Here is a 25,420-nt window from a genome sequence, read left to right on the forward strand (position 1 = left end):
GTGGAACTGGACTCTAGACAAGCCCCACTCCACCCGGAGGTCTTCTTTTTGTCACCGAACCACGCCGCCTGTCACCAACGTCCGTGGGCAATACATCTAGGTCACGCGACGTCGGATATCTCCCATGATTTTCCCAATAAAAAGAGAGCGCATCGACCTTTTCCTGCCAATTAGCGCCTACGGACCGGTGCTTCCCGGCAGGGCGGTTGCTTTTGTGCTCGACTTCTAGCTCCGGGAACTGTGCCCGCTGTACGCGGATGTGCCTGCTCACTGTCTGGGGAACGGCGTCGCACACCTCAGCGATGCGCCTGACGGTCAGGCCCTTGCGGTACATCAGATCCCACTCTGGATGACGAGACTCGCCCAGCCTAAATGCTCCCGCAGATTCCATGACATCAGAATAGGCGGTGACCGCCCCGTTTAGCGGGCGGTTGGACCCCTTGGCGTCGCAGTTCAGCGGCGACGCTCAGCCGTCCGTGGTCATAACCGAGGCTCTTCAGGGACTCCCGGGTCCCAAGCGCCAGTCCGCCTTCGCCAAATCCACTTGGCCGGGCTGCCGGCCTGGTCCAGCCCGTTTCCATGGCCTTGATCGGCCCCTCGGCCGCAGCCGTGGCTCTGATCTTGTAAAGCCAGGCCCGGGACTCCTTATGGCGCCGGCAGAGCTGGGTAACCGCACCCCTCTCGGCGTCGTCCGGCCATGTCGCCACCAAGTGCCGGATCTTGATATCGGGGTGCTTTTTGCACATGACCCGAGCAAAACCGGTTCGCGTGTCCACGATGTCCTGAGACACACTGTCCACGATGTCTTGAGACAGAAGGGTCCATTAGGTCATGAGACTCAAGATCTTGATGCATTGAATCAGACCCTCATTTTCGTCGTTGCGTTCTTTCTCGGGGTCTAGGAGGTCGTTGTAGGTGACGGTCGTAATCCTTTTCAGTGGAACAAGGTCTTTGCCGGTCTTGCCCGCCGTGTAAATGGCGTCAGTTGCCAAGTCATCAAGTAGTTCTTCCGTCCTAGTGGTGTGACCACCGGGCGGCGGGTACTCGGGCTGACGCACGTGGAGTCTGGCTTTCCACATCCAGTACTGGCTGTGCCCGTTCTTCTTGCGCTGTCTTGGATCCTCATGATCCAGAGCTTCAGCCGGTGGGACACGCACGGCGCAGCGCAGACCTTTTTCGGGATTTGAATCAAAGAAATGCCATGGAGTAGTAGGCCAAAACGTCCAGGATATGGACCGCCTGCTCTGCGCAACTAAATAGCAAGGTGAGCCAGCCACTCGGCCCGGCTCACCTGGCTTACTGCATCAGAGGTTCACCAAACTTGCTGCGCGGCCTCTTCCTCTTCAGCACTCCGAAGACGACTTCTATCAAGAAGATCGCTCGCACGTTCGTTGGCAGCCGCTGAGCTTAAGACAGCTTGCTCAGATAGGAGGACGTATGCCCAACGCCGGTGGCCCCGCTGGCCGGGTTCGAGCTGGTTGATCTGCTCGCACCAGGCGATCGCGGCCGCCTGCTTTCGCTGGACATTGATGTCCGAGAGTGCCGAATCGGCCTTGGTTTCGACGACGTGGATCATGCTCTCGGTGCGCACCAGGAAGTCAGGGGAGTACCGTGCAGGCATGCCGTCTGCCTTGAGGTACGGGCGCTGCACATAGGTGTGCTTGTATTCGCTTATCTTGCAGATGGCCTCGACATAAGTGTCCTTTTCGGCCCACTCCAAGAATTTACGCTCCAGTCCTCCACCGTGCACGGGAACCGGAAGCTTCGGGTAGATGCACTTCGTCATTTCCACGCAGGATGACGTCCTAATGCTTATGGAGTCGACCTCGGAGAGGCTACGGTGAAGGACTTCGGCCACAGCAACTGTCTCGTGATCGAGTGCTTCCACTAGGGCTGAAGCAACGTTTCCGGCCAAGTCATTTGTGACCGCGTCCCACAGGAGAATCCTCCAGTTTTCGTCTTCCAACGGATCGAATTCCATGTCGAAGAACCGATGCCGAATGTAGGTGTCGATCAACCCCAGGAGATGTGGCCGGTACATCTGCAGCAGCGGGTACTCAGAAAGGTCGCCGTACTTCTTCGAGCTGCTCGTCATTTGAGCGCGGCGTCCACCAAGTGCTTCGGTGATTCGAACAGTCATGCGACTAAGGAAATCGTTGTAGCCCGTCGCGGTCATGACGCCACCGTTCACTCGGTAGTCGCCGAACTGGGTCTTTGTTTGAGCGTCCTCGGAGACAAACCTGTCTCCGCGACCAACAATCCTCTTGGCTTCGGCGAACAGGACGCGTGACCTAGGCAGCTGATACGGGTCCAGTGTTGGAGATTTGAGCTCTTCTTCGCTGTCCCGAACCATCAAGGGGATGTGGAAATCAAACTCCTCGTATCCTTCGCGGAGCCCTATTACCTCTAGGTCACCAGTTGCCTTGGAACCGTGGTCGGCGTCATCTCCCACCGTGCCAGCGAGTCCGGCGGCCATAAGGTCGTCATAGAACTGCGAGAACGCCGGATGTTCAACAACAAACAGGACATCGAAGTAGTTCTCCGGTTCAAGCCGGTTCGCGATTCTCCGACGATTCTCGCGTTTCATCTCATCGATCTGCTCGTCGCCCCTCCACATGAGGCGGAGCCCGCGGCCGATGGTCTGCTCGAGCAGAATGCCAGACTTGCTGGCGCGAAGCGGCACAATTACCGAGATGTTGTTGACGTCAAAGCCCTCGCGCAGCATCAGAACGCTAACGATAACCTTGGGGGATTTGTGGCGATCGACGTCAAACAGGCGCTCTCTTGCGGCTTCCCAATCTGACGTCGACATCTCGCCTTTGCGGTCAGAGTCGATAACCAGGACGTCTTCTGCTGCAAGTCCTTCGGCTAGGAGGAAGCTTTCAACGAAGCGAGTCACTGATGTTTCTTCACAGATGACCATAAGCTTCGGGTGCTTGTCGGCATCTACCGTCTCGAAGCGACTCTCAAGCATTGCCAGTTTGGTCAGGCCTGCCCGAATCATCACTCTCTGGCCAGAGGACAGACCAGACACCTTGCCCTTAGAATCCCTTTCGGCATTGAAGTCTAGCGGCATGGTGGCGATCTCTTTGCGCTTGTCGAGAGCGAGGGATTTCACCAGACCCAGCGACATCGCTTGCTTAAGATCAAAGTCGACCACGATGTGTGGGAACCACTTGCGCCCCTTCTTGGCGCCAGCCCCTGTCTCATTGAAGGGAGTGGCTGAAAAGTCGACCTGGATAAATTGCCGTCCCTTCGTGGATGCGATCTCGGTCAAACTCTTCTGCCACTCAACTTCGCTGACCTGTTGGCCCTTCTTGATCGAGTGAATGTGGTGAGCCTCATCATTGAAGACCATCAGCGTGGGAAGGCCCTTGAGCCATTCAAGCGGTCCACCGCGCACGAACTTCTTGTCGAGAGAGTTCAAACTGTTGCCTGCGGTTGTTCCAGGCCTCACTGGGAAGAAACTGTCGACGGCTGCTTTCGCGTCGATATCCGCTGCCGGCGTATCCACATCAATGACGAAATCAGGGTCTTCGACGCCAGCCAGAAGGTGCCAGTTAGCAATGGCAATGACACCGCCACCAGTAACCTTCTTACCAATCTCGGCCTTGGTTACAACCGAGGACCTGACAAACCCGAAAACACTTTCACGGTAGTTGTCAGGAATGAAGATCTCGTGGTTGGTGAAAATATCCGAAGACTCGAAGTCGCGGATTCCGTTTCGCTCTTTGCCTAGAAACGAATCGAGAAGCCGGTCATAGACGATCAAGCCGGGGGCGACGACCAGAAAGTTGGACGTGAACCGCTCGTCGTCCGGGTACTCCTTGTGATTGAGGTACTGCCAGACCATCAGTGCGTTGAGCACCCAAGTCTTACCCGTTCCTGTGGCCATCTTTGCCGCGTACTTGGGATGGTTGTTGGAGCTACGGCTCACGTCGCCTAGCGTCTCGCCGTCGAGCAGGGCCTCTGTGGCAATTTCCCGGTACAAGGCCTCCAGATTCGGGGCTTTGAGCACTTCATGCGCATAAATGATGTGCAAAATGGCGTCACGTTGCCCCTCGTGGAAGTTCACGTTTCTCAGTCGCACATAGTCCGCTTGAAACCAGAACTTAAGCAGCTCAGCGGTGACCGGGGTGACCTCTTCCATCAAAGCCGTTGGCTGCCCCTGGACGATGTCCGCCACCTGGTCGCCAACGATTTGCCGGAGTGCCGTTGCCAGGGGAAATGTCGCCAAACCTTGCGTCACGAATCAACCTCAACATTCTCGATGATTACCTCGGATTCGTAGCCAAACACATCGACCGCCCTGATGCAGATGCGCCTCGCCGCCGGCTTCAACGGAACATTGACCTCGGCCTTCGTGACCACGCGAAGCTCGTCACCGTCGTTCTGTGTGTTTCCGCGGTAGTCCTGCCACACAGACCGGAACACCTGGCCGTCGTAGTCGGGATCAACAGCCCAGTATTCAAGCAGGGCAAGAGGTTCGTTGTTCATCACCTCAAGCAACTGCTCGCGGTTCTTGTCATTCAGGTTGATCGCATCAGGCGAGAGCAAAACGTAATTGTTCAGGTTCACGGTGATGGTCTCACCAATACCCGATTTGACCCGGCTTACGACATTGGCGCTCAAGTATTGCAGAGTAGAAAACCGAACCTCGTCTGCCAGCTTGACCAAGTCGCTCTTCTTGCCGATTCGGTCTAGGAGATCAGGCGGAATAACGAGGACTTCCAGTTTGTCGTCGTTCAGCGCCTCGATGTCGTGGCCGATCGAATCCGCAAAGTTCCAGCCAAGAACGTAGACTTTATCGAAGCCGCCCATGACGGACAGCCGCGCCTGCTGGGCCCGTCGAAGCGTCGAGCCAGTGACCTGAGCGTTTGGGCTCGTTGCAATGACAAGTGCCTTCTCATCAGGGATGCGGCCAAGCGCACCTCCCTGACTGATCTCAGGCGGCAGGGGAACGGCGCCGAAGAGTCGCAATACTACTTGAGCGAGCTCTCCGACTCTGAACTTTCGGCCAAGGACGGATTTAGCCTGTTCGACTTGGTAGTCACCAATAGCCTCGTACAAGAACGGTCGCGCATCCTGATCGATAAGGCGCTTCCTCGTGATCATTACAGAAGGCTTACCGAGGTCGCTTACGATCCAACGACGACCAAGGCGCTCCGCCACAGCAGCAGTTGTACCCGACCCAGAGAAGAAGTCGGCAACCAATCCGCCCTCGGGACAAGATGCCTTGATGATCCGTTCAAGAAGGAGCTCGGGTTTTTGCGTTGCGTAACCCACGCGCTCCTTCGCCATCGGGTTAGCCGAGTTCACGTCTTCCCAGACATTATCGTCGAAGTCGACTTCTTCGGTGTCTAGATCGTCTTCCCAGACGTCTTCAATCTGCTTGCCCTTAGATTCATGAAGGTACTGCTTATATGAGGGGTAGGCTCCAGCCTTGATCGGATCGATCCAGCGGTCTTCCACCTTGAGCCGCTTCTCGGTCGCAGCAGAGTAGGTCTTCAGGAGGGTCTTACGATAAAAACCATTGGCGTCCTTGTACTTGAACCGCAACTTGTACGCGTCCGAATACTCTTCGTATTGGTGCCTGAAGTGATACATGGAGGATTTGGCGTACACGAAGATGACGTCATGGTTGACCGGGTACTTCTTGGAGCGCGCTTTGCTACTCCCGGCGAATGGCGAACGCTTCCAAACGATCTCATTCAGGAATGCAGAGCGGCCGAAAATCTCGTCAAGTAATATCTTGACGTAGTGGGCCACGTGCCAGTCCAGGTGAACATAGATCGATCCTGTGTCCGACAGCAACTCCTTCATGAGCATGAGTCGGGGAGCCATCATGGCCAGGTAGGAGGCAGTGCCATCAGACCAAGTATCGGAGTAGGCGAACTGCTCAAGGACGGTGGGCTTCTGATCGATGGTCGCGCCAGGCAACGTAATCGTTGTCCGATAGTCGGCCTTGGAGTCGAAGGGAGGATCGATGTATATGAGGTCCAGTTGTCCTCGCATCGAGGGTCGCTCCGAGTCGCCCGCCAGCAAGGCGGCCATGGCCAGGAGGTTGTCGCCATAGATCAGGCGATTGGGGTGGTCATGTTCAACTTCGTTACGCCGCAGCTGCCGAAAAAGGTCATCATCGCTGACGTCCTTGCTGGGGATGACCAACTCTCGGGTCTGGAGGCTGACGCGGTTGCGTCCCTCTAGCTGTTCCAGGTACTGGGACGCCCGACGCTTGCCCTCGGCTACGATGCCCGGCAAGTACTCCAGCAGTGTCTTGCTCAACTGTCCTCCGTGATGTTCGATGCTCGTAATGACTTTACCGGTGGTGGCCCATCCGGTGGGCACTAACCACGATGCCCAGTTTTTATCCGGATCTGCTAAGTTCTTCCGGTAGCTCTCCGTGTTCCTCAATGGAATCTTCTCGATCAATTAGCCCTAGATCGGGCACGTGCAGTTTCGGGAGACTGGCATTGACTCTGAGAATGTTTATGAAATCAGTGCAAGCTTTGATGAAGATTGCCGAGCGGTCGATAGCCGCTCTCTCCTTGATACCAGGATTTTTGAGCAGCATGGAAGCGACCATTAGCCTGGTTCCGGCCTCGATCGCTTTTTCATCCCCATAGACTTGAAAGCGCGACCAGGCATTCTCCAGCTTGGTTGTCGCATCAGAGGTCAAAGTGGTCAGTTTGTCCGCGGGGAGTGCTCGGCTTTCTGTCTGCTGCATCATAGCTAGGTGCTGAATTGTGCGAGCCGCTTCGATAACGTCCATCGCCGCCTCGCGCGAGTCGCTCATGATGCGCTCTTTTTCCTCGCGCTTGGCCTTCCGGTTATCACTGGCCCTAGTCGAAAAGAAGGCAACAAGAGCACCAAGCACCACGAAAAGGCCGGCAAGAAGCGGGACACTCCACCACGGCCCGCCGGTCTCGGGCATATTGACGATGACAGGGGGAGGGGTTGGGAGCACGAAGTGATCTTCTCATGCCCAAACTGCAAGAGGGACGCGGCGGTAGGCTAGCTCGTCTCCTCGGTCGCTCCCGACGGTGTCGGCGAATCATCTCTACCGGTGAACCGTTCCGGGAAAGCACCCCGCTCGACCGGCTGCTGCCTAGTCAGGGAGGAAATCCTCACGGTTGTCCGGCGACGTATCCCGGAAGTCTGCAACGGCCGCCACCAGGACCCGGAACGCGAAATCCAGGTCACAGCGAGACAGCTCGCGCCGGATGATCTCCGCCGCCCTCCATGAACTGAGCCTGTGGTCATCCTCCATGGCCATGCCACCACCACAGCCACCACGCGGCCAGGTTCGGACCGATTCCGATCACTTTTAGTCTCTTTTAGCTTCCATAGTCTTTTTGGCTTTGGGGGCTTCAGCGGCCAGAGCCCACCACCGAGGACGACGCCAGACACATGACAGCATCACCGCTGGACCCATGGAATCCCGCCCGAAAGCGGATTTACTAAACGATCGTCCTGGTGATCGCTGGCGTTCCCAGTGGGCTAATGGCCCTGACGAGACCAGAACGTCACAAATCGCGACGGATATGACAGTCCGCTCGGGAACGTGTTTGCAGTTCACGTTGGTAGCCTGTTTTCTGTTGGCATCAGCACAGAGGTGCCGGACGGTACGCGCCGACAAGACAGCGGCTAGCAGTGCGGCTGCACACTCAGAGAAGGATACGGGGGACTAGCGATACCAGTGGCAACAATAGAGCAGCAGGTTCAGTCGGCAAGCGAAGCCATTGATCGCAACATCTTGACATTCACTGATGACCGACGATTTCTCTCGCAGAATGTATTGCAGTACCTCCGTGACCTTGTCGAGGGCATGATCGTTTGGATGCATTTGCGAGATCCGTCCGGCCAGTTCAACTACCAAACGCAATTTGATCCAGCGCGGGACGCTGCCAAGGCGAACGCGGCCTATCGTGTCCTCACAAGATTTCATGCGCTCCTTCAAATTAGCGTCTCGCATTACACGCTTGGAGGAGATCCTTCCGAACGACTGATGCTCAAGTACTATGCGTTCCTTCTGCGTACACGTGATCTCGCTCGCGATCAGCTCGGAATAGCGATCCTCCAGGACCTCGAGCAATTTCCGATCGACCAGGATCCGTCGCTGCGAGAGTACTACGAGCGCATCGCAGAACGGATTGAAACGCCGATCAGGTCGTCGCCGGGCAAGCGTGAACGATACTATATTCACGGCACTCGTTCGTTCTTCGTCGGCGGAAAGATATATTACGAAGTAACCTTTTCGCTCGCACACAACCGCACGAGCAAGTTTGACCGCGTCATCGGGTTCACCAACATCGAGATGACGGACCAATATGCCGCGTATCTAATGATTGCGAACGACGCCATCAACGTGCTCGGGCAGACGATGCCAATCCTCATTATCGATGAGTGGTCGGTGTCGATAAGACCCTGCGAGTTCGATAACTTCGCTAGGATCCTCAACCAGTCAATACGCGTGCAGTCCTCGCATGCTGAATACCGCAATTTGATGGAGTACCTCACGACGACGAAGGTGAATCTTCTCGATCTCATCGACTTGCCCGACGTAGAGTACAACCGAATCCGGACATGGGCTCTTGCTAACGCACAGCGCACGCCATTGATCTTTCCCGCCCTGGATGTTGCTCGGCAGCTTATTAGGGCGAATCGTTCTGGTTCCCGCATTTTGCGATACCTCCTGCTGCAGATGAATAACACGATCCTGAAGAGCCAATTTGATCCTGAGGAATGCAGATGGCTCTCGAACCTTCGAGCGTCGAACCGCAGCAGTCCCTTCGACACCATGCCGTTCTGCACCTCGCCGGTAGGGCATAATCCGCGCTTCGCCGACCTCGCGCAGTGTTTTGACGCCTCAACGAGGAAGCACGAGCTGCTCGCAAGGCGCGTGCGGAACAACGTTGAGCAGCGCGGAGTCATCTACACGCCCGAAGCGGAGCTAGAGGAACTGGGTGACGTCGACGCGTTGATTGCACGCCATAATCGACTGTTGCCCCCCACGCCCCGGCACGCCCCTCGGAGACTTGCTCATGCGAACGGACACGTGTTCATTGAAGGGTACGAGGATGACACAGTCTCGATCATTACCCGGTTGCAGGAAGTAGCCTCAGGCGGCGTCGAGGATTACGCCGAAGACGTACAGGGCTGGCTCGACGCAAACGCAACGCTGCCCGACGGGGATCCGCACAAGGTTGACGACCCGCTCAAGGCCACGGCATTGAAGGGACTCTTTGCGCACTCGAAGGTAGCCCTCGTCTACGGGGCTGCCGGAACCGGTAAGTCGAAGATGGTGAACCATCTCGCCAACTACTTCGAAGATGAGCAGAAGCTCTTCTTGGCACACACCAATCCGGCGGTGGATAACCTGCAAAGCCGGGTGGAGGCTCCCAACGCCTCGTTCAGCACGATCGCTAAGCACGTGAACGGCGGCTGGACACGTTCCAGCCACTATGGTCTGGTGGTGATCGATGAGTCCAGCACGGTGAGCAACGCCAGTCTATTGAAGGTCCTCGACACAACTTCGTTCGATCTCCTAGTGCTTGTCGGCGATGTCTACCAGATCGAGTCGATCGAATTCGGCAACTGGTTCGGTATAATTCGCTCCTACCTACCTGAAGAGTCGGTTTTTGAGTTAACGGACCCCTACCGGACGACCGACCAAAACTTGCTCACGTTTTGGAACCGGGTGCGAAGTCTCGACGACAGCATCGAGGAGTCGATCGCAAAGAACGGCTACTCGACGACACTGGGAGCGTCGCTATTTGAGCGACGTAGCGCGGACGAAATCGTACTCTGCCTGAATTATGACGGCCTGTACGGAATCAATAACGTCAATAGGTTCCTCCAGGCGAGCAACCCGAAGCCTGCCGTGGCCTGGAGCGAGGCTGTCTACAAAGCCGGCGACCCTATCCTGTTCAACGATTCGGATCGCTTCCGTGGGGTGATCTTCAATAATATGAAGGGTTCGCTAACCAAGATCGATCGGGCGCCCGGACGGATCACGTTTGATGTGGATCTGCACCATGAGGTCTCCGATGCGGACCTTCGTTGGACAGAACTGCGCAAGGTTGGCGATACGATCGTTCAGTTCGACGTCTTCGAACGCGGAAACACAGACGAGGACGATGACACGGCGAACACAATCGTGCCCTTCCAAGTTGCCTACGCGGTGTCAATCCACAAGGCACAGGGACTCGAGTATGACTCCGTGAAGGTCGTCATTACTGACTCCAATGAGGAGCGTATATCTCACAGCATCTTCTATACGGCCATAACGCGGGCCCGCCAGCGCCTGGAGGTGTTCTGGACTCCAGAAACGCAGAAGCGAGTGCTGGATCGGTTTGAGGTTCGAGAAAACGTCAAAGACGAACTGCTGCTTCGAGCACGGCGAGGGGTGCAGCCGGTAGCAAAGCGACCTCGGCGACAGAAGGCACGTCAAGCGCCGTAGGCCGACGAAGGACAATCCGAAGACCTAAGCCCTAGGCTGCCCCAGCATAAAAGAGTCGTGCTGTGTCATGGCTACGACCCACCGATTGAGCGGATGACCATCCCCTTTTTCCGAAGCCGAAAAATCTCCTCTCCTTTGGCTGGCGTCAGGCCCTTGGTCCAGGCCTGGGCCAGGGAATGGTTCAGCTCGGCCGGCCTCGCGGCGCCAGCGGACTTCGACGGGCCTTGCGCGGGGTAGTCACCCCTCTGGAATGTCGCGTTCACCGGGCGGCGAAGTTCCGGGCGATGTGCTGCGCGATGTATTCGGCATCGCGGCCCAGGGTCCAGATCACGAAGCCGTATGCGGCATGCAGGTCAGGCCCCGAGCTTGTGAGCCAGTTCGGTGATGCTCGATGCCGAGAGGTCCCAATCGCTCTCCGGCGTCAGATCCGCAGCCTGGCCCGGGCCGTATTCGGTGGGGCGGGCGATGAACGCCGTCGCCAGCCCGGCCTCCCGGGCAGCACGCAGGTCGTTGTTGTGGGCGGCCACGAGCATGACGGCGCCTGGCCTGAGGTCCAGGAACTCCGCAGTCCGAAGGTAGGCCGTGGGCAGCGGCTTGTAGGTGCGCGTCATGTCCGAGCCTATGATCACGTCCCAGGGAAGGCCGGCGTTTCTGGCCATGTCCAATAACAGCGAGCTGTTGCCATTGGAGAGGGGGCCCACGATGTAGCTGCGGCGGATGGCGGCCAGACCTTCCAGGCTGTCCGGCCATGGGGGCAGGCGGTGCCAGGATCTGTTCAAATCTTCCAGGGTCCTTGCGTCCAGCGGGTCCGGGTCGAAGCCGTGGCGGCGGAGCACCTGGTCCAGGTTTTCGCGATGGAGTGTGTCCAGGGTGGCGAATTCGCGGGATCCGGAGCGGATGGCCTCCAGTGCCGGCTGGTAAAGGGCGCGCCAGTCATCGGCGAACGCCTCGGCGTCGAGATCCTGGCCATGTGCCGCGGCGAAGGCGGCCGCCTGCCGGGCGACGCCGGTGCGCCAGTCCACCACCGTGCCGAAGGTGTCGAACAGGACGGCGCGTACCCCGCACCCGGTTGACGGCGAACGGTAGGGCTGGAACTTCATATCCTGTCTCCTTCCCGAGATTTCACTGACCGTTAGTCTGGCAGTAGGCGCACCGGGCGAACGGCACTGCCTTCTCTTCCACACCGGTTCCCTCACACCCCGGCGCCGGATTTCCAACTGCGTTCAGCGAGGAACCGCGCGGCGTCGACTCCGGCCGTTCAGGACAGCGGCTGCCGCGCGCCGACGCTGACGGAACCGGCCAGCGCGACGTACTCCCGCCGTCGTCGTTCCATCCTTGTCTGCTGACCGGGCGAGGGAACCCGCGCACCCTTGGCCAGGTTGCACCTGGCACAGGCCGCGACAAAGTTCTCCAAGCTGGTGGATCCGCCCTTGGACCACGGGTAGAAATGATCACCGTGCGCAGCGGGCAGTGGGCACCGCCGCCGGAGTCCGGACTCCATCTCGCACTGGCCGCCGGCGCGGACCATGCCCTCCCGGCGCTGCTGGCGACTAAAACGACGGACCGGGTCCCGGCGTTTCACGTCTCCGGCGCGGATGACGGCCGCAACAATCGTCAGAACCACCAGGAAAAGCCCGGGGAGGGTGACCACGGCCAGAACGCCGTCGACCATACCGCGCAGAACTTCAGCGGCGGTTGCTGCGCTGCGGCTGCCCGGCGGATTCGCCTTCGGCATGAGCGCCAGGACGACGGACGCGCCCAGCCACAAAACCACAGCCGAATAAGCCGCACGCAGAGCCTGGCGGCTCCAGTAGATGCGTTTCAGTTCCACCATTCAGTCGTCCCCCATCAATCTTCGGCCCGGCCGAAACCCTGCTGCGCTGCAGCTAGGGAGAGCGTACCGTCGGCCCCGCAATTCTGCCTCGTGAGTACAGCTGTTGCGTCCATTCAAAGCTAACCAGCCCAGGCATCCGCGGGAACTCGCGGGCGCCGTGAAGGCTTTTTGGCAGGCCCAACGGCGGGGGAGAGCCGACGACGGCGGACGCCTGCCCGCCGTCGTCCAGGCTGGTTATTCCTGGCAGTGGATTTTGCTTTTTATCTAGATAATCGATTCTAGTTACGATAGTGTTTTCTACCACAGGTCCGTGCGCAACGTGATCTGTAAGTGCCGTGCAACGAGTAGGAGACAAGGATGTCTTGGGGATTGATCAGTGCCATGGGGCACGTAAGTATTCAGACGACGGACCTCGCTAGCTCCGTTTTCGACGCAACTCAGATCCTCGGACTCCGCGAAACGGAGCGGACCGCCGATGCCGTGTACCTCGCTGCCGGCAACGTCCACCACGAACTCGTCTATGTTGAGTCCGATGTGAACGGCGTGGATGGCTTTGGCCTCGTCGCGGCGAACGGCGACGCCCTGCGCGAGATCCGGCGCCGCGTCGAGGACGAGAACTTCGCCATCGTCAGCAACAAGCCCCGCGGCGCCGGCATCGAGGACGGTTTCTCCTTTGTCGGACCCGAAGGCTTCGTGTTCGAAATCTACGTCGGCATGCAGGAGAACATCGCCCTCCAGCAGTCCTTCGGCCCCGACCGCTACGGGCATTTCAACTTCCACCCCCGGGACGTCGGCGGCATGATGCGCTTCCTGCAACGGGTCCTGGACTTCCGCCTCTCGGACGTCATCGGCGATGACTTCGCCTACTTCATGCGCTGCAACCCCGACCACCACGGCATCGCGCTGGTCCGCGGCGAAGGAACCTTGCACCACCACGCCTGGCAAGCGCAAAGCATTGCCGACCTTGGCAAACTTGGTGACAGGCTGAACAAGCTGGGCCGGGACTTGATCTGGGGCCCTGTCCGTCACGGAGCCGGCCACAACATCGCCGCGTACTACGTGGAAAACTCGGGGGCCGTCGTCGAGCTCTACACGGACCTTGAGCAGATCTACGACGACGCCCGCCCCCCGGTGGTGTGGGGCGAGGACGAGAACTGGTACAACATGTGGGGCCAGTACCGCCCCCTGGACTTCCGCAAGTTCGGACTCGCCCCGGTTGACCGTCGGTCCCTCAGCAGCCTGCACCGCTGACCGTTCCGCGGCCCTCCGCGTCGCCCCCGGACTCTCCGCTGGGGCGCAAAATAAAACACTCTCACCGAAGTTATGCGTAATCGATTCGCCTTCTCCTGTGATCTGCGTCATGCTTGGAATCGCGGATGAAGGGCTTGCTTCGGGACGTGACCATTGCCGTCGGTCACCGAACTCTCACAGCTTTCGAAAAGAGACCATGTTGAACCCGAAAACAGCCCAGACAACTCAGGGGCCGGTGAACCTGCCCTCGAGCAGGAAGCCGGCAGCGGCCGACTCGCTGAACACCAAGGACATGCGCCGGATCCTCGGCTCCAGCCTCGTTGGCAGCATCATCGAGTACTACGACTTCATCCTCTACGCCACAGCCGCATCGCTGGTGTTTGACCGCGTTTTCTTCGCCAACCTGGGCCCCGGCCTGTCCCTCTTTGCCTCCTTCGCGACGCTTGCGGCAGGATACGTTGCCCGGCCGCTGGGCGGCATCATCTTCGGCCACTTCGGCGACCGCCTGGGCCGGAAGCAAATGCTGGTGCTGTCCATGCTCATGATGGGCGGCGCCACCGTCCTGATAGGTTTCCTGCCCACGACGGACCAAATAGGGGTGGCCGCCCCGGTTGTGCTGGTCCTCCTGCGGATCATCCAGGGCATTGCTGTCGGCGGGGAATGGGGCGGCGCCACGCTGATGGCCCTGGAGCATGCCCCCGCGAAAAAACGCGGCTTCGCTGCAGCGTTCGCCAATGCCGGCGGACCGGCCGGCGGACTGCTGGCCACCCTGGTGGTGTCGGCTGTTTCCGCGCTGACCGGCGATCAGTTCCTGGTGTGGGGCTGGCGGATACCGTTCATACTTAGCGCCCTGCTGATCCTGATTGGCATGGTCATCCGCCTCAAGGTGGCAGAGACTCCCGTTTTCCGGAAGCTCGACGCCGAAGCCGCCAAAATCAAGCACCCGCCTTTGCTGCAGGTGCTCCGCCACCATCCGCGCCTCGTTTCGGTCACGCTCGTGGCGACGCTGGGGTTCTACGCCTGCCAGGGACTGCTGACCGTGTGGGGTGTCTCCATGGCCGTGGCCAGCGGCGTGGACCGCTCCGGAGTCCTGAACTGGAAGGGAATTGCCGCCGTGGTGACAGTGGCGGTCTGCTTCTATTCGGCACGGCTCAGTGACCGGATCGGCCGGCGTGCTGTCCTCACCGGCGCGGGCGTGGCCGCCGTCCTGCTGGCCTTTCCCCTGATTATGCTGCTGACCAACGGGACCCTCTGGGGCTTTGCGGTTGCAGTTGTGGTAGGCAACGGACTGGTCCAGGGCGCCCTAGCGGGACCCATCGGCGCCTTCATCTCCGAGCAGTTCCCCACCGGCGTCCGTTACACGGGAGCGTCCCTGTCCTACCAGGGCGCCTCGATGATCGGGGCCGGCTTCACCCCGATGATCGCCGCGGGCCTGGTTCTCGCGGCCGGCGGCAGCGTATGGATGGTGGCGGCGTTCTGGATCGTCATCCTGGTGGCGGGCCTTGTGGCAGTGCGGCTCACGCGTGAGGGTTCGCGCCTCAAGCTCGACGCCGCCTAGGCAGTGCCCGCAAGGTAGGACTCCCGCCCGAGGCACCCCGGGCTGAGCTGCCCGTGAAGTGTTGCCTGTTGGGGGTACCCCTGGAATATATTGTCAATTTAATTGAAGTCATTGCGCAGAAACTTCTCATTTACGCAACAAGTTATGACTGCCATGATGGAGGCAGCGAGGCGCCTGGCTAGGCGCACATCACGAAAGGAACCAGGCAATGAAGCCTAAGAATCACATGGTGCTCACCACCTTCATGCTGCCCGCGGGCTACCACAAGGACAGCTGGCGGATGGAAGGAAGCCGGGCCGAAGAACTTGGCAACCTTGATTTCGTGGCAGACCTGACCGCCATGGCCGAGGCCGCAAAACTCGACGCCGTCTTCTTCGGCGACATCGTCCATGCCAACACGGTGATGCGGGGCGACATCAAGATGAACGGGTTCTACGAACCGATGACCGTGCTTGCCGCACTGGCCGCCAGGACCAAGAACATCGGCCTGATCGGGACCATGTCCACCTCCTTCTCCGAGCCGTACAACCTCGCCCGGCAGCTGTGCGGACTGGACCACATGTCCAACGGCAGGGCCGGCTGGAACATCGTCACGTCGTCGGACGGTTTCAGCAACTACGGTGTGGAGGACGTTCCGGACCCCGCCGTGCGTTACCGGCGGGCCACCGAGTTCGTTGACGTGGTGCAGCGCCTCTGGGACAGCTGGTCCGATGACGCCATCCTCGTGGACAGGGCGTCCGGCGAGTACGTGGACCGCAGCAAACTCAAGGCCATCCGGCACAAGGGCGAATTCTTCGAAGTCGAAGGCCCCATCAACATGCCGCGGTCGCCGCAGGGACGCCCTGTGCTGGTCCAGGCCGGATCCTCGGGCCCCGGCATGGACCTGGGTTCCTCCGTGGCGGACGGGATCTACACTGCGCAGCCGTTCAAGCAGCCGTCCATCGAGTTCTATACCAAGTTCAAGAACATGGTGGCCGAGAAGGGAAGGAACCCCGACGACGTCAAAATCATCCCGGGAATCCTGCCGATCCTCGGCGACACCGAGAAGGAGGCGCAGGACCTGGCCAACGAGCTGGCCGGCTACGTGCACCTGGGCAACGGCCGCAAGCAGGTGGGGGCCGACCTCAAGATGGATCTGTCCGAGCTGGAATTCGATGAAACGATCCCGGTGGAGTGGTTCTCCGACGACCCCCGGATGGGCAGCCGCTACCAGATCTACCGCAAGAAGAGCGTGGACATGGGCATGACCCTGCGCGAGCTCATCGTGGACCTGGCGCGTTCCACCGGGCACCAGTGGATGGCCGGCACCCCGTCCCAGGTGGCGGACCGCATGGTGGACTGGTTCGAGTCCAAAGCCTGCGACGGCTTCAACCTCAACGCTCCCTTCAATCCGGGCGGTTTCAAGCTGATCTGCGACAAGCTGGTGCCGGAGCTCCAGGACCGCGGCTACTTCCGGTCCGAGTACGAGGGCACCACGCTGCGGGACAACCTCGGTCTTTCGCGCCCGTCAGCCTAGGGGCCCGTCAGCCTAGGGGGCCGGTGTAGGAACCCGCGGGACCAAACCGTTCGGCGGCCACATCCACCCACGCCTGGGCGCGGGCATTCAACCGCACGCTCCGCGTCCAGGCCAGCGACACGGTGGCCGGGGCGAGGGTGTTGACGCGGGGCTCCGCAACACGTTTCAGGACAACCTTCAGTTCCTCGTACGGCGCATCCAGCATGGGCTGCTGGAAGAGCACGGCAACGCCGCGGCCGCTCGCCACCAGGGACCGGACCGTGGCGTAGCTGCGTGAGCGGTGCCGGATGTCCGGGGTGAGCCCGGCGTCGCGGTACATGTCCAGGATGCGGGTGGAAATGGGCGGGGCGTCGAAAAAAATGAGCGGACTGGCGGCCACATCCTTGAGCGAGACCGCCTCTGCCTCGCGCAGGGGATGGTCCTTCGGAAGCAGGATGTAGGGCTCCACGGACAGCAGCGGCGCCGTCTTCAGGGCAGGCGAAATGTCCATGTCGTAGACGAAGGCGGCGTCAATGGAGCCGTTGAGCAGGCGGTCCTGAAGATCCTCGTGGTACCCCTCGACGAAGTCCACCTCCACATGCGGGCACTGGTCCGCGAAGTCGGCCAGCATCGGGGGAATGATGGTGGGTCCCAGCGGCATAAAGCAGCCCACGGTCAACGGGCCCCGGATGTCCGTCCGGTCCCTTTTGGATAGCGACGCGATTTCATCCGCGAGATCAAGCAGCTGGCGCGCCTGGCGGAACACCACGACGCCGGTGGAGGTCAGGGTGAGCCCCTTCGACTTGCGCTTGATGCACAGTTGCGCGCCGACGATCCGCTCGAGTTCCGCAATGGACATGGAAATGGCCGACGGCGCCATGTGCAGCCGGCGTGCCGCCTCGCTCATGGTTCCGGTTTCGGCAGCCACCACGAAGTGCAGGACCTGGCGCAGGGTGATCGAGGGATTCAGGCTGATATTCACATTGTCAATTCTACTGATAACGATGAGCGGAAACTGGTCATTTACTTGATCAACTCAGCTTGTCATGATGAAAGAAACGGTGCCGACGACGGCGCCAGAGTTACGGCCGCAGCAGCGGACCCCTCTCCTGAAAGTGACGTGACGCAAGTGGACGCGCAAGCCAGATTCCTTGACCAGGCAGACGCCATTGTCGGCGCCGACAATGTTGTCCGGGCCACGCCCCAAGAGGGCTACATCGATCCCTACCCGCTGAACCCCGGACGGGCGAAGTGGCCGGGCGTGCGTCCGGGGAGCGTGGAAGAGGTCCAGGCGATCGTCCGGCTGGCCAACAGCACCGGCGTTCCACTGTGGTCCTTCTCCAAGGGCAAGAACCTGGGGTACGGGGGACCGGAACCGCGCACACGGGACATGGTGGCGCTGGACCTGAGCCGCCTCAACAAGATCATCGAGGTGAACGACCAGCTCAACTACGCCGTGATCGAGCCCGGGGTCAGTTTCTTCGACCTTTTCGAACACATCCAGGAGAAGGACCTGAAGCTGTGGATGTCCGTTCCCGCCCTCGGGTGGGGGTCGATCCTTGGCAACGCGCTGGACCGCGGCTACGGCATGACGCCCATGGGGGACCATGTGCAGTCCATTTGCGGCATGGAGGTCATTTTGCCCGACGGCGAACTGGTACGGACCGGCATGTGGGCCATGGAGGGAACAGAACTCGGGCCCATCTTCAAGGGCGGCTTCGGCCCCACCCTGGACAGCATCTTCACCCAGTCCAACCTCGGCATCGTCACCAAGATCGGCCTCTGGCTGATGCCCTGGCCGGACGTGTACATCAACGGCGACGTTGTGGTGGAGCGCGAGGAGGATATGCCCAAGCTGGTGGACATCCTGACCCAGCTCCGGCGTGAGGACGTCATCCAGAACAATGCCCTCTGCGGCAATGTGGTGCGGGCCGCCACGATGAACGGGCCGCGATCGCGCTGGTATCAGGGGGAGGGGTCCATCCCCGACGACCGCCTCGAAGAAATGCGCCAGGAGATGGGCATCGGCCAGTGGAACGCCAAATTTGCGATCTATGGCGACAAGGGGCTCGCCGCACGACGGCTGGAAATCATCCGGGAGCGCTTCGCCGGGCTGGAGGGCTTCACCGTCAAAGCGAGGCTCTACGAAGGCGCTGCAGGCGTGCAGGTCGCCTACGACGACATTGCCGCCATTGACCGCACCCAGATGGCCGGCGTGCCCACGCTCAAGCCGCTGTCCACGGTGGCGTGGGCCGCGGAAAACGGCGGTCACATTGACGCAGCCCCCATCATTCCCGCGCGCGGGGCGGAAGTGTGGGCGTTCTACCGGGAGGCCAAAAAACTGTACCGCCGGTTCGGCTTCGACCTGTACATCGGCTACCACCTGTACCCGCGGCACATGGTGCACGTGACCATGATCTTCTTCGAAAACGACAACCAGGAGCAGCTGGGGCGCGCACGGGCTCTCTACTCGGCGCTGCTGGCGGCCGCCCGAAGCCGTGGCTACGCGCCCTACCGTAGCCATGTGGACTACATGGATGTGATCGCCGACGGTTTCGACTACAACAACAACGCCATCCGCCGGCTCCAGGAGACACTGAAGGACGCCCTGGATCGCAACGGCATCCTGTCTCCCGGAAAGCAGGGAGTCTGGCCCCGGCGGTACCGCGAGGTCGGCGCGGAGGCACCCGACGGCGTCGCGGAGTCGGCTGTTCCGCGGTAGGTCGACTGTCCTTAACGGCGGAAGGGGCCGGACGCTGGCTGACCAGTATCCGGCCCCTTTGGCCTGCCCTCTGCCCTTTCCGCCTGCCGGCTAAGAGCCGCTGATATTGATCGCGACGGACTTGACCTCGGTGTAGGCCTCGACTCCCTCGCGGCCGTTCTCCTTGCCCCAGCCGGACTGCTTGAATCCGCCGAACGGCATATTCGCATCCATGCCGCCTGCGGCGTTGACCCGCACATTGCCCGCTTTGATCCTGCGTGCGAACTGGTGGGCCCTGGAAATGTCCTTGGTCCAGATGGTGGAGGAGAGCCCGTAGACCGTGTCATTGGCGCGTGCCACGAGGTCCGCAATGCTGTCCGAGTCGTGGAAGGTTGCCGCGGAGAGCACGGGCCCGAAGATCTCTTCGCGGACCACCTTCATGGCAGGGGTGGTGTTGCGCAGGATGGTGGGCTGGATGAAGAAGCCGTTCCCGGGGAGGGCGGCGCCGCCGGTGACCACCTCCGCGCCCTCCTCGCGGCCGCTCTGGATGTAGCCGAGGATTCTTTCGCGCTGCTGGGCGGAAATCACCGGGCCGATCTGGGTCTGCGGGTCCGTGCCGGCGCCGATCCGCAGCGCCGCGGCCCGTTGCGAGATCCCTGCGATTACCTCGTCCGCCACGGCCTCGTGGACGTACAGGCGGGAACCAGCAGCGCACACCTGGCCCGTGTTGCCGAAGATGCTCATGGCCGCGCCGTCCATCGCGCGCTCAAGGTCCGCGTCGGGGTAGATGACCACCGGGGATTTGCCGCCGAGTTCCAGCGAGACGCGCTTGAGGTTGCCGGCGCAGGAGGCCAGCAGGTGCTTGCCCACGGCTGTCGATCCGGTGAAGGAGATCTTGTCGACCAGCGGGTGGTCCGCGATCCGCTGGCCGGCAACGGCGCCGAGGCCCTGGACAATGTTCAGCACGCCCGGCGGGAAGCCTACCTCCAGAGCCAGTTCACCCAGCCGGACCGCTGTCAGGGGCGTGAGTTCCGCGGGCTTGAGCACTACGGTGCAGCCTGCAGCCAGGGCGGGCGCCAGTTTGGCCGCGGTGATGGCCAGCGGGCTGTTCCAGGGAACGATCAACCCCACGACGCCGATGGCTTCCCGGAGCGTGTAGGCGTGCCATTCACCGGGCAGGGAGACGTTGCGGGTTTCGCCGTTGAGCTTCGTTGCCCAGCCGGCGTTGTAACGGAAGGCTTCCGCGGCCCCGCTGATTTCGAACGCCCTGGCAATGCCCAGGGGCTTCCCCGTATTGAGGGTTTCGAGCAGGGCCAGTTCGGCGGCGGCGGCGTCAATTGCCTCTCCAAGCTTCCAGATCAGGCGGCTCCGGTGGGCCGGCGACATTGCCGGCCACGGACCCGAGTCGAAGGCCCGGCGGGCGGCCTGAACAGCACGGTCCACATCATCGGTGCTCGCGGACGCGGAATCCACCAGATGCATGCCGCTGGAGGGGTCGATGATGGCCAGCGGTTTGGCTCCGCCTTCCACCCATGCTCCGTCGATCAGCAGGCGCAGCGGCCTGCCCAGCAGGTCCGGACGCGGAGCGGTGGGGAGGGTCTGGGTATGGGACGACATTGGCTTCCTTCCGGGAGGCTGAGTGCTGGACTGAAAGGTTATGCAATCTGTGATGGTTGCCACATCACGTTCTCCAAGATACATTGTTCTTGGAATTATGCATTTATCCGCATCTGTACTCAAAGAGGAGCTTCGGGATGGAAAAGCACAAACTTCACTCACTGTTGGCCAAGGTTCTGACACCGGCTGTCGCCGGCCTTACCCTGCTGTCCCTTGCCGCCTGCGGGACCTCAAGCACCCCCAGCGCCGCAGGAGCTGCCGCCGGCGGCTCAGAGGGCAAGACATCCATCAAGGTGGTCGTAGCGCCCATCCACTTCGAAACGGCATACGTCGCCAAGGAAAAGGGCTTCTTCGATGAAGCAGGCTTGACCGTGGAAATCGTCCCCGGCGCCGATCCCTCCGCCAACCTGGCCCAGACCGTAAGCGGGCAGGCAGACATCACCACCGCGTCCTGGGGCGTGATGACCACCGCCACGGCAAAGGGCATGCCCGTGAAGGTGATCTCCGGAAACGGCGTGGTTGATCCCAACTCCGACAACTCCGGAATCCTGATCCCCAAGAACAGCAGCATCAACACTGTCGCTGACCTTAAAGGCAAGAATGTCGCCGTCGTCGGCGTGAACACCGGCGGCGACATCCCGATGCTCCAGGCGGCGGCAGCGGCAGGAATCGATCCCAAGTCGATTACGGAGATTGCCATTCCCTACGCGGGCATGCAGGCCGCCCTGGAGCAGGGAACGGTGGATGCGGCATTCGCGGCAGATACCTACTACCACCAGCTCATCGCCGCGGGCTTCAAGAGCATCGCCAGCCCGGTGCGCGAGTTCCAGGGCAACATGCCTGTCACCGTCTGGGCCGCCACCGACACTTGGCTCAAGACCAACCCCGGAACGGCCAAGAAATTCAATGACGCAATGACCAAGGCCGCGAAGTTCTACACGGACCCGGCAAACGTCCAAGCAGTAGTGGACATCACCGCTCGGATCAAGCAGGTGGACGCCACCAAGGTCAATCCCAAGTCGTATGTTCCGGTGAACACTTCCATTAACCTGGCCACCGGCCAGGCCGGCATCGACGCCATGAAGGAACTCGGGTTCGTCACCAAGCCATTGACTGCCGAGGCCATGCTCTGGGCGGACGCCCCGCGCTTCACCAAGTAGGGCAGCCGGGCATCAGGAACACAACGGAGAGACCGATATGAAGACAAGCACAAAGTCGCTGGACTGGGGTTTGACCACCCAGCGGCTGTTGGCGGTGGCTGCACTCCTGGCCATCTGGCAGGTGGTCATCTGGAGCGGCACGCTGCCTTCAATGACACCCGGGGTGGCCGCTCTTGCGTCCTCCATCGGCGCGGCGCTGACCTCGGCAACATTCTGGTCAGCACTGGCGCAGACCATGACGGCGGCCGTGAGCGGCTGGCTGATCGCAGTGGCCGCTGGAACGGTACTCGGCTTGCTGATCGGCTCCGTCCGCGCGCTGGACCGCTCGACATCGATCCTGATCGACTTCGGGCGTTCCTTCCCGGTGCTGGCCCTGATGCCGGTGGTCATTATGCTCCTGGGTGCCACCGCCAAGATGGAAACCGTCGTCGTCGCCCTGTCCTGCCTCTGGCCGGTACTCGTGCAGACGATCTACGGCGCCCGGCGGATGGACTCGGCGGTGGTGGATACGGTGCGGATCTTCCAGATTCCCGCGCTTCTACGCTTCCGCCGGGTCCTACTCCCCAGCGCCACCCCTTTCATTGCCACTGGAATCCGGATCTCGGCCTCGATCGCCATCCTCGTCGCCGTGGGCGTCGAGGTACTCAGCCAGACGCCGGGAATCGGCCGGCAGATCACTCTGGCCCAGCAGGACCAGCGATGGGATTCAGCGTTCGCCTACCTCTTCTTCGCCGGGTTGGTGGGATGGAGCATCGCCAGCCTGCTTAACTTCGCCGAGGGCCGGATCCTCAAATGGAACAGGCAGACCAATGACTGAGACAGCCCTTCGTTCGGCACCAAAGCTGGAAACTGCGGCCCGGGCACGGCGGCGGCCGAAGGCGCAGCGCGTGCGCAGCCGGCCTGCCCGGATAGTCCTGGACGTCCTTCAGCGGACCTGGTTGATCGTGGTCGTGTTCGCCGTCTGGTGGATCGCGACGGCGGAAAGCACCAACGTTTTCATCCCTTCCCTTGAGTCGATCCTGGTCAGCCTGTTCCGGGACCTCTCCAACGGCGTGATCGCCTCGGGAGCCGCCTACAGCCTGGGGAACCTGGCTGCCGGCCTCCTGATCGCGGTGGCGGTCGGCATCATCGGGGGACTGATTCTCGGCGAGACGAAGCGGTTGCGGGAGATCGTGGATCCGGTCATCCACTTCTTCCGGTCCATTCCGCAGGCGGCGCTGGTTCCGCTGATCATTGGCGCGTTCGGAATCGGACAGGGGCCCAAGATCTACACCATCGCGTTTGCCTGCATGTGGCCGGTGTTGCTGAACACCATTGACGGTGTCCTGGGCGTGGAGCCAACCATCCGGAAGTTCTCCAAGGTCTACCGGATCCCGCGCGGACTCCATTTCCGCAAGGTGGTCCTCCCGGCGGCGCTGCCGCAGATCGTGGCCGGTGTGCGCGTGGCGCTTCCGATCGGCATCACGGTCATGGTGGTGAGCGAACTTTTCGCCGCCAACAAGGGCCTGGGTTTCTATATCCTCAATTCCTCCGCGACCTTCATGGTGCCTGAGACGTGGGCGGGCGCCCTGCTCGTGGGCGTCATCGGCTATATCCTCTCCCTCCTGTTCATCGTCCTTGAACGCAGGATCCTGAGCTGGTACTTCAAGTCAGGCGCAAAATGACACTCCCGATCCAACAGACAAATGAAGGAGCTCCCATGGCCATTCAGGCAGCACCCGAGCAGGTGCAGGTGGCGACCAAGCCGCTGCTCCACGTCCAAGGGCTGACCATGAGCTACGGCGCCGGTGACTCGGAGAACAAGATCCTCAACGATCTGAACCTGGAAGTAAACGACGGGGAATTCGTCTCCATCGTCGGCCCGTCCGGCGTCGGCAAGACCACACTGCTGCGATGCCTCTCCGGCCTCGTCCAACCCCGGAGCGGCACCGTGAGCGTCGGCGGGGAAATCATCAACGGACCCCACCGGGACCTTGCCGTGGTCTTCCAGGACTACAGCCGCTCGCTTCTGCCCTGGATGACCACGCTGGAAAATGTGGCCTTTCCACTGCAGGGCCGCGGCGTGGGCAAGAAAGAACGGAATGAAACCGCGGAGAAGAACCTCGCGGCGGTGGGCCTGGCGGGCCAGGGCCACAAGTATCCGTGGGAAATGTCCGGCGGCATGCAGCAGCGCGTGGCCATCGCCCGTGCCCTGGCGTACAACGCCAAGGTCCTGCTGATGGACGAACCCTTCGCGTCGGTGGACGCGCAGACCAGGTTCGACCTCGAGGACCTCGTCATCGACCTCCAGTCGAGCCTCGGCGTCACGATCATCCTCGTTACCCACGACATCGATGAAGCGCTATACCTGGCGGACAAAGTGATTGTCCTGGCGGAGAAGCCCGCCACCGTCGTGGACGTGATCGAGACCGGATTCGGCGACCACCGCGACCAGGTCGACACCAAGGCGGATCCGCGCTTTGTTGAGGCGCGGGCCCGCATCCTGCACCGACTGCGGGACCACTAGGCACTGGCGGCCCAGCCAGCAAAGCCCTCCGGGTTCCTGTACTGGGAGCCCGGAGGGCTTTCTGCGTTGTCGGGGGACTGGCTCCCGGGCTCGCGGCTAGGCTTTCGCCGTCTCGCGGCCGCTCTCGGCAGTTCCCTCTTCGATCCCGGACTTCAGGATGGCGTGCAGTGTTGTCTCGTAGTGGGTCCGGAGCAGCCGGGAGGCGACTTCGGGATTCCGGTCCAAAGCAGCAGTCAGGATGTCCCGATGCTCCTGGGCAATGTCACGGTCCATGAAGCGGGTGGCGCGGCCAGCCCAGCGGCCGTACAGCTGGGACAGGTCGGACAGCGTGGACGCGAGGTCGATCAGCACGGGGACCCCGCAGGCCTCCAGCAACTTGGCATGGAACGCCTGGTGGGCGCGGTCCCACGCCTCCGTCAGCTCGCCATTGTCGCTCGGCTCGCGGTAGGGGGTCCGCTCCAGCGTGTGGTGGGCCGCGATGAGCTCGGATTCCCAGGCCAGGTCCCCGCGCTGGATCGCCAGTCCAACGCCAAACTCCTCCGACACGCAGCGCAGCTCCGTGATGTCCTTGATCTCGGCCAAGGAAAGCGTCGGCACGAAGAATCCGCGGTTCGGCTTGAGGATCACCAGGCGGTCTCCCACCAGCCGCGTCAGTGCCTCGCGGATCACCGTACTGCTGGTCTTGTAGTGCTTGGTGAGTGCCAGCAGCTGGAGCTTGTCACCGGCGGCCCAGCGGCCGGCCAGGATGTCATCCCGGAGCGAGTCCCGGATCTGCGTGCTGAGGGTCTCAGACTCGATACTTTTCGACATGTGCATTATTGTACCGCTAAGCAAAT

Annotated in this window: 18 protein-coding genes; 9 read left to right on the top strand and 9 right to left on the bottom strand. The window is 61.1% G+C overall.

What is annotated here, in order from left to right; translation table 11 throughout:
- Positions 1–824: 824 nt before the first annotated feature.
- The 4 genes from J2W14_RS19735 to J2W14_RS19750 all read right to left on the bottom strand — a co-directional run bounded on the left by J2W14_RS19735 (position 825) and on the right by J2W14_RS19750 (position 6,934).
- Entirely contained in the window at positions 825–1,157 is a 333-nt protein-coding gene (locus tag J2W14_RS19735; RefSeq protein ID WP_307465697.1) for a hypothetical protein, read from the bottom strand.
- A gap of 155 nt (positions 1,158–1,312) precedes the next feature.
- Positions 1,313–4,249 carry a DEAD/DEAH box helicase family protein gene (locus J2W14_RS19740; RefSeq protein WP_307465699.1) on the bottom strand — a complete coding sequence of 979 codons (2,937 nt, stop codon included), beginning with the start codon at positions 4,247–4,249 and terminating at the stop codon, positions 1,313–1,315.
- Positions 4,246–6,432, bottom strand: coding sequence for a site-specific DNA-methyltransferase (locus J2W14_RS19745; protein WP_307465701.1), 2,187 nt, complete (start codon positions 6,430–6,432; stop codon positions 4,246–4,248). The genes J2W14_RS19740 and J2W14_RS19745 overlap by 4 nt, the downstream gene beginning before the upstream one ends.
- On the bottom strand, positions 6,368–6,934 hold the full coding sequence (locus J2W14_RS19750) for a hypothetical protein (protein ID WP_307465703.1): 567 nt from the start codon (positions 6,932–6,934) through the stop codon (positions 6,368–6,370). Before J2W14_RS19750 ends, J2W14_RS19745 begins: the two co-directional genes overlap by 65 nt.
- A 765-nt stretch (positions 6,935–7,699) precedes the next feature.
- Here J2W14_RS19750 and J2W14_RS19755 point away from each other — a divergent pair.
- On the top strand, positions 7,700–10,462 hold the full coding sequence (locus tag J2W14_RS19755; RefSeq protein ID WP_307465705.1) for an ATP-dependent DNA helicase: 2,763 nt from the start codon (positions 7,700–7,702) through the stop codon (positions 10,460–10,462).
- A gap of 353 nt (positions 10,463–10,815) precedes the next feature.
- On the opposite strand, the gene J2W14_RS19760 is transcribed toward J2W14_RS19755, so the two are convergent.
- Positions 10,816–11,562 carry a haloacid dehalogenase type II gene (locus tag J2W14_RS19760; protein WP_307465707.1) on the bottom strand — a complete coding sequence of 249 codons (747 nt, stop codon included), beginning with the start codon at positions 11,560–11,562 and terminating at the stop codon, positions 10,816–10,818.
- 158 nt (positions 11,563–11,720) lie between these two features.
- Positions 11,721–12,296 carry an HNH endonuclease gene (locus tag J2W14_RS19765; RefSeq protein WP_307465708.1) on the bottom strand — a complete coding sequence of 192 codons (576 nt, stop codon included), beginning with the start codon at positions 12,294–12,296 and terminating at the stop codon, positions 11,721–11,723.
- Between the two features lie 357 nt (positions 12,297–12,653).
- Between J2W14_RS19765 and J2W14_RS19770 the strand changes: the two genes are divergently transcribed.
- The 3 genes from J2W14_RS19770 (at position 12,654) to J2W14_RS19780 (ending at position 16,621) form a co-directional block, all read left to right on the top strand.
- Positions 12,654–13,547: a VOC family protein gene (locus tag J2W14_RS19770; protein WP_307465710.1), complete on the top strand. Its 894-nt coding sequence runs from the start codon at positions 12,654–12,656 to the stop codon at positions 13,545–13,547.
- Positions 13,548–13,743: 196 nt separating this feature from the next.
- Complete coding sequence (locus J2W14_RS19775; RefSeq protein WP_307465712.1) at positions 13,744–15,105, top strand: MFS transporter; 1,362 nt, start codon at positions 13,744–13,746, stop codon at positions 15,103–15,105.
- 208 nt (positions 15,106–15,313) lie between these two features.
- Complete coding sequence (locus J2W14_RS19780; RefSeq protein WP_307465713.1) at positions 15,314–16,621, top strand: NtaA/DmoA family FMN-dependent monooxygenase; 1,308 nt, start codon at positions 15,314–15,316, stop codon at positions 16,619–16,621.
- 7 nt (positions 16,622–16,628) lie between these two features.
- Here the strand turns inward: J2W14_RS19780 and J2W14_RS19785 are convergent, their stop codons facing one another.
- On the bottom strand, positions 16,629–17,582 hold the full coding sequence (locus J2W14_RS19785) for a LysR family transcriptional regulator (protein WP_307465714.1): 954 nt from the start codon (positions 17,580–17,582) through the stop codon (positions 16,629–16,631).
- 147 nt (positions 17,583–17,729) lie between these two features.
- On the opposite strand from J2W14_RS19785, the gene J2W14_RS19790 reads away from it, so the two are divergent.
- Complete coding sequence (locus J2W14_RS19790; protein ID WP_307465717.1) at positions 17,730–19,322, top strand: FAD-binding protein; 1,593 nt, start codon at positions 17,730–17,732, stop codon at positions 19,320–19,322.
- A 90-nt stretch (positions 19,323–19,412) separates the two neighbouring features.
- On the opposite strand, the gene J2W14_RS19795 is transcribed toward J2W14_RS19790, so the two are convergent.
- A complete protein-coding gene (locus tag J2W14_RS19795; RefSeq protein ID WP_307465720.1) occupies positions 19,413–20,918 on the bottom strand; it encodes an aldehyde dehydrogenase family protein in 1,506 nt (501 codons plus the stop codon).
- Between the two features lie 137 nt (positions 20,919–21,055).
- Between J2W14_RS19795 and J2W14_RS19800 the strand changes: the two genes are divergently transcribed.
- From J2W14_RS19800 to J2W14_RS19815, 4 genes are read left to right on the top strand one after another with little or no spacing between them, the layout of a single operon-like run.
- A complete protein-coding gene (locus J2W14_RS19800) occupies positions 21,056–22,078 on the top strand; it encodes an ABC transporter substrate-binding protein (protein ID WP_307465722.1) in 1,023 nt (340 codons plus the stop codon).
- 37 nt (positions 22,079–22,115) lie between these two features.
- Positions 22,116–22,895, top strand: a complete 780-nt coding sequence (locus J2W14_RS19805; RefSeq protein WP_307465724.1) for an ABC transporter permease — start codon at positions 22,116–22,118, stop codon at positions 22,893–22,895.
- Complete coding sequence (locus tag J2W14_RS19810; protein WP_307465727.1) at positions 22,888–23,742, top strand: ABC transporter permease; 855 nt, start codon at positions 22,888–22,890, stop codon at positions 23,740–23,742. The genes J2W14_RS19805 and J2W14_RS19810 overlap by 8 nt, the downstream gene beginning before the upstream one ends.
- A 35-nt stretch (positions 23,743–23,777) precedes the next feature.
- A complete protein-coding gene (locus tag J2W14_RS19815; protein ID WP_307465729.1) occupies positions 23,778–24,584 on the top strand; it encodes an ABC transporter ATP-binding protein in 807 nt (268 codons plus the stop codon).
- A 96-nt stretch (positions 24,585–24,680) separates the two neighbouring features.
- Here the strand turns inward: J2W14_RS19815 and J2W14_RS19820 are convergent, their stop codons facing one another.
- Positions 24,681–25,394, bottom strand: coding sequence for a GntR family transcriptional regulator (locus J2W14_RS19820; RefSeq protein WP_307465731.1), 714 nt, complete (start codon positions 25,392–25,394; stop codon positions 24,681–24,683).
- Positions 25,395–25,420 lie beyond the last annotated feature (26 nt).

Source organism: Pseudarthrobacter oxydans, from assembly GCF_030812335.1.
GTDB classification, from domain to species: Bacteria; Actinomycetota; Actinomycetes; order Actinomycetales; family Micrococcaceae; genus Arthrobacter; species Arthrobacter oxydans_B.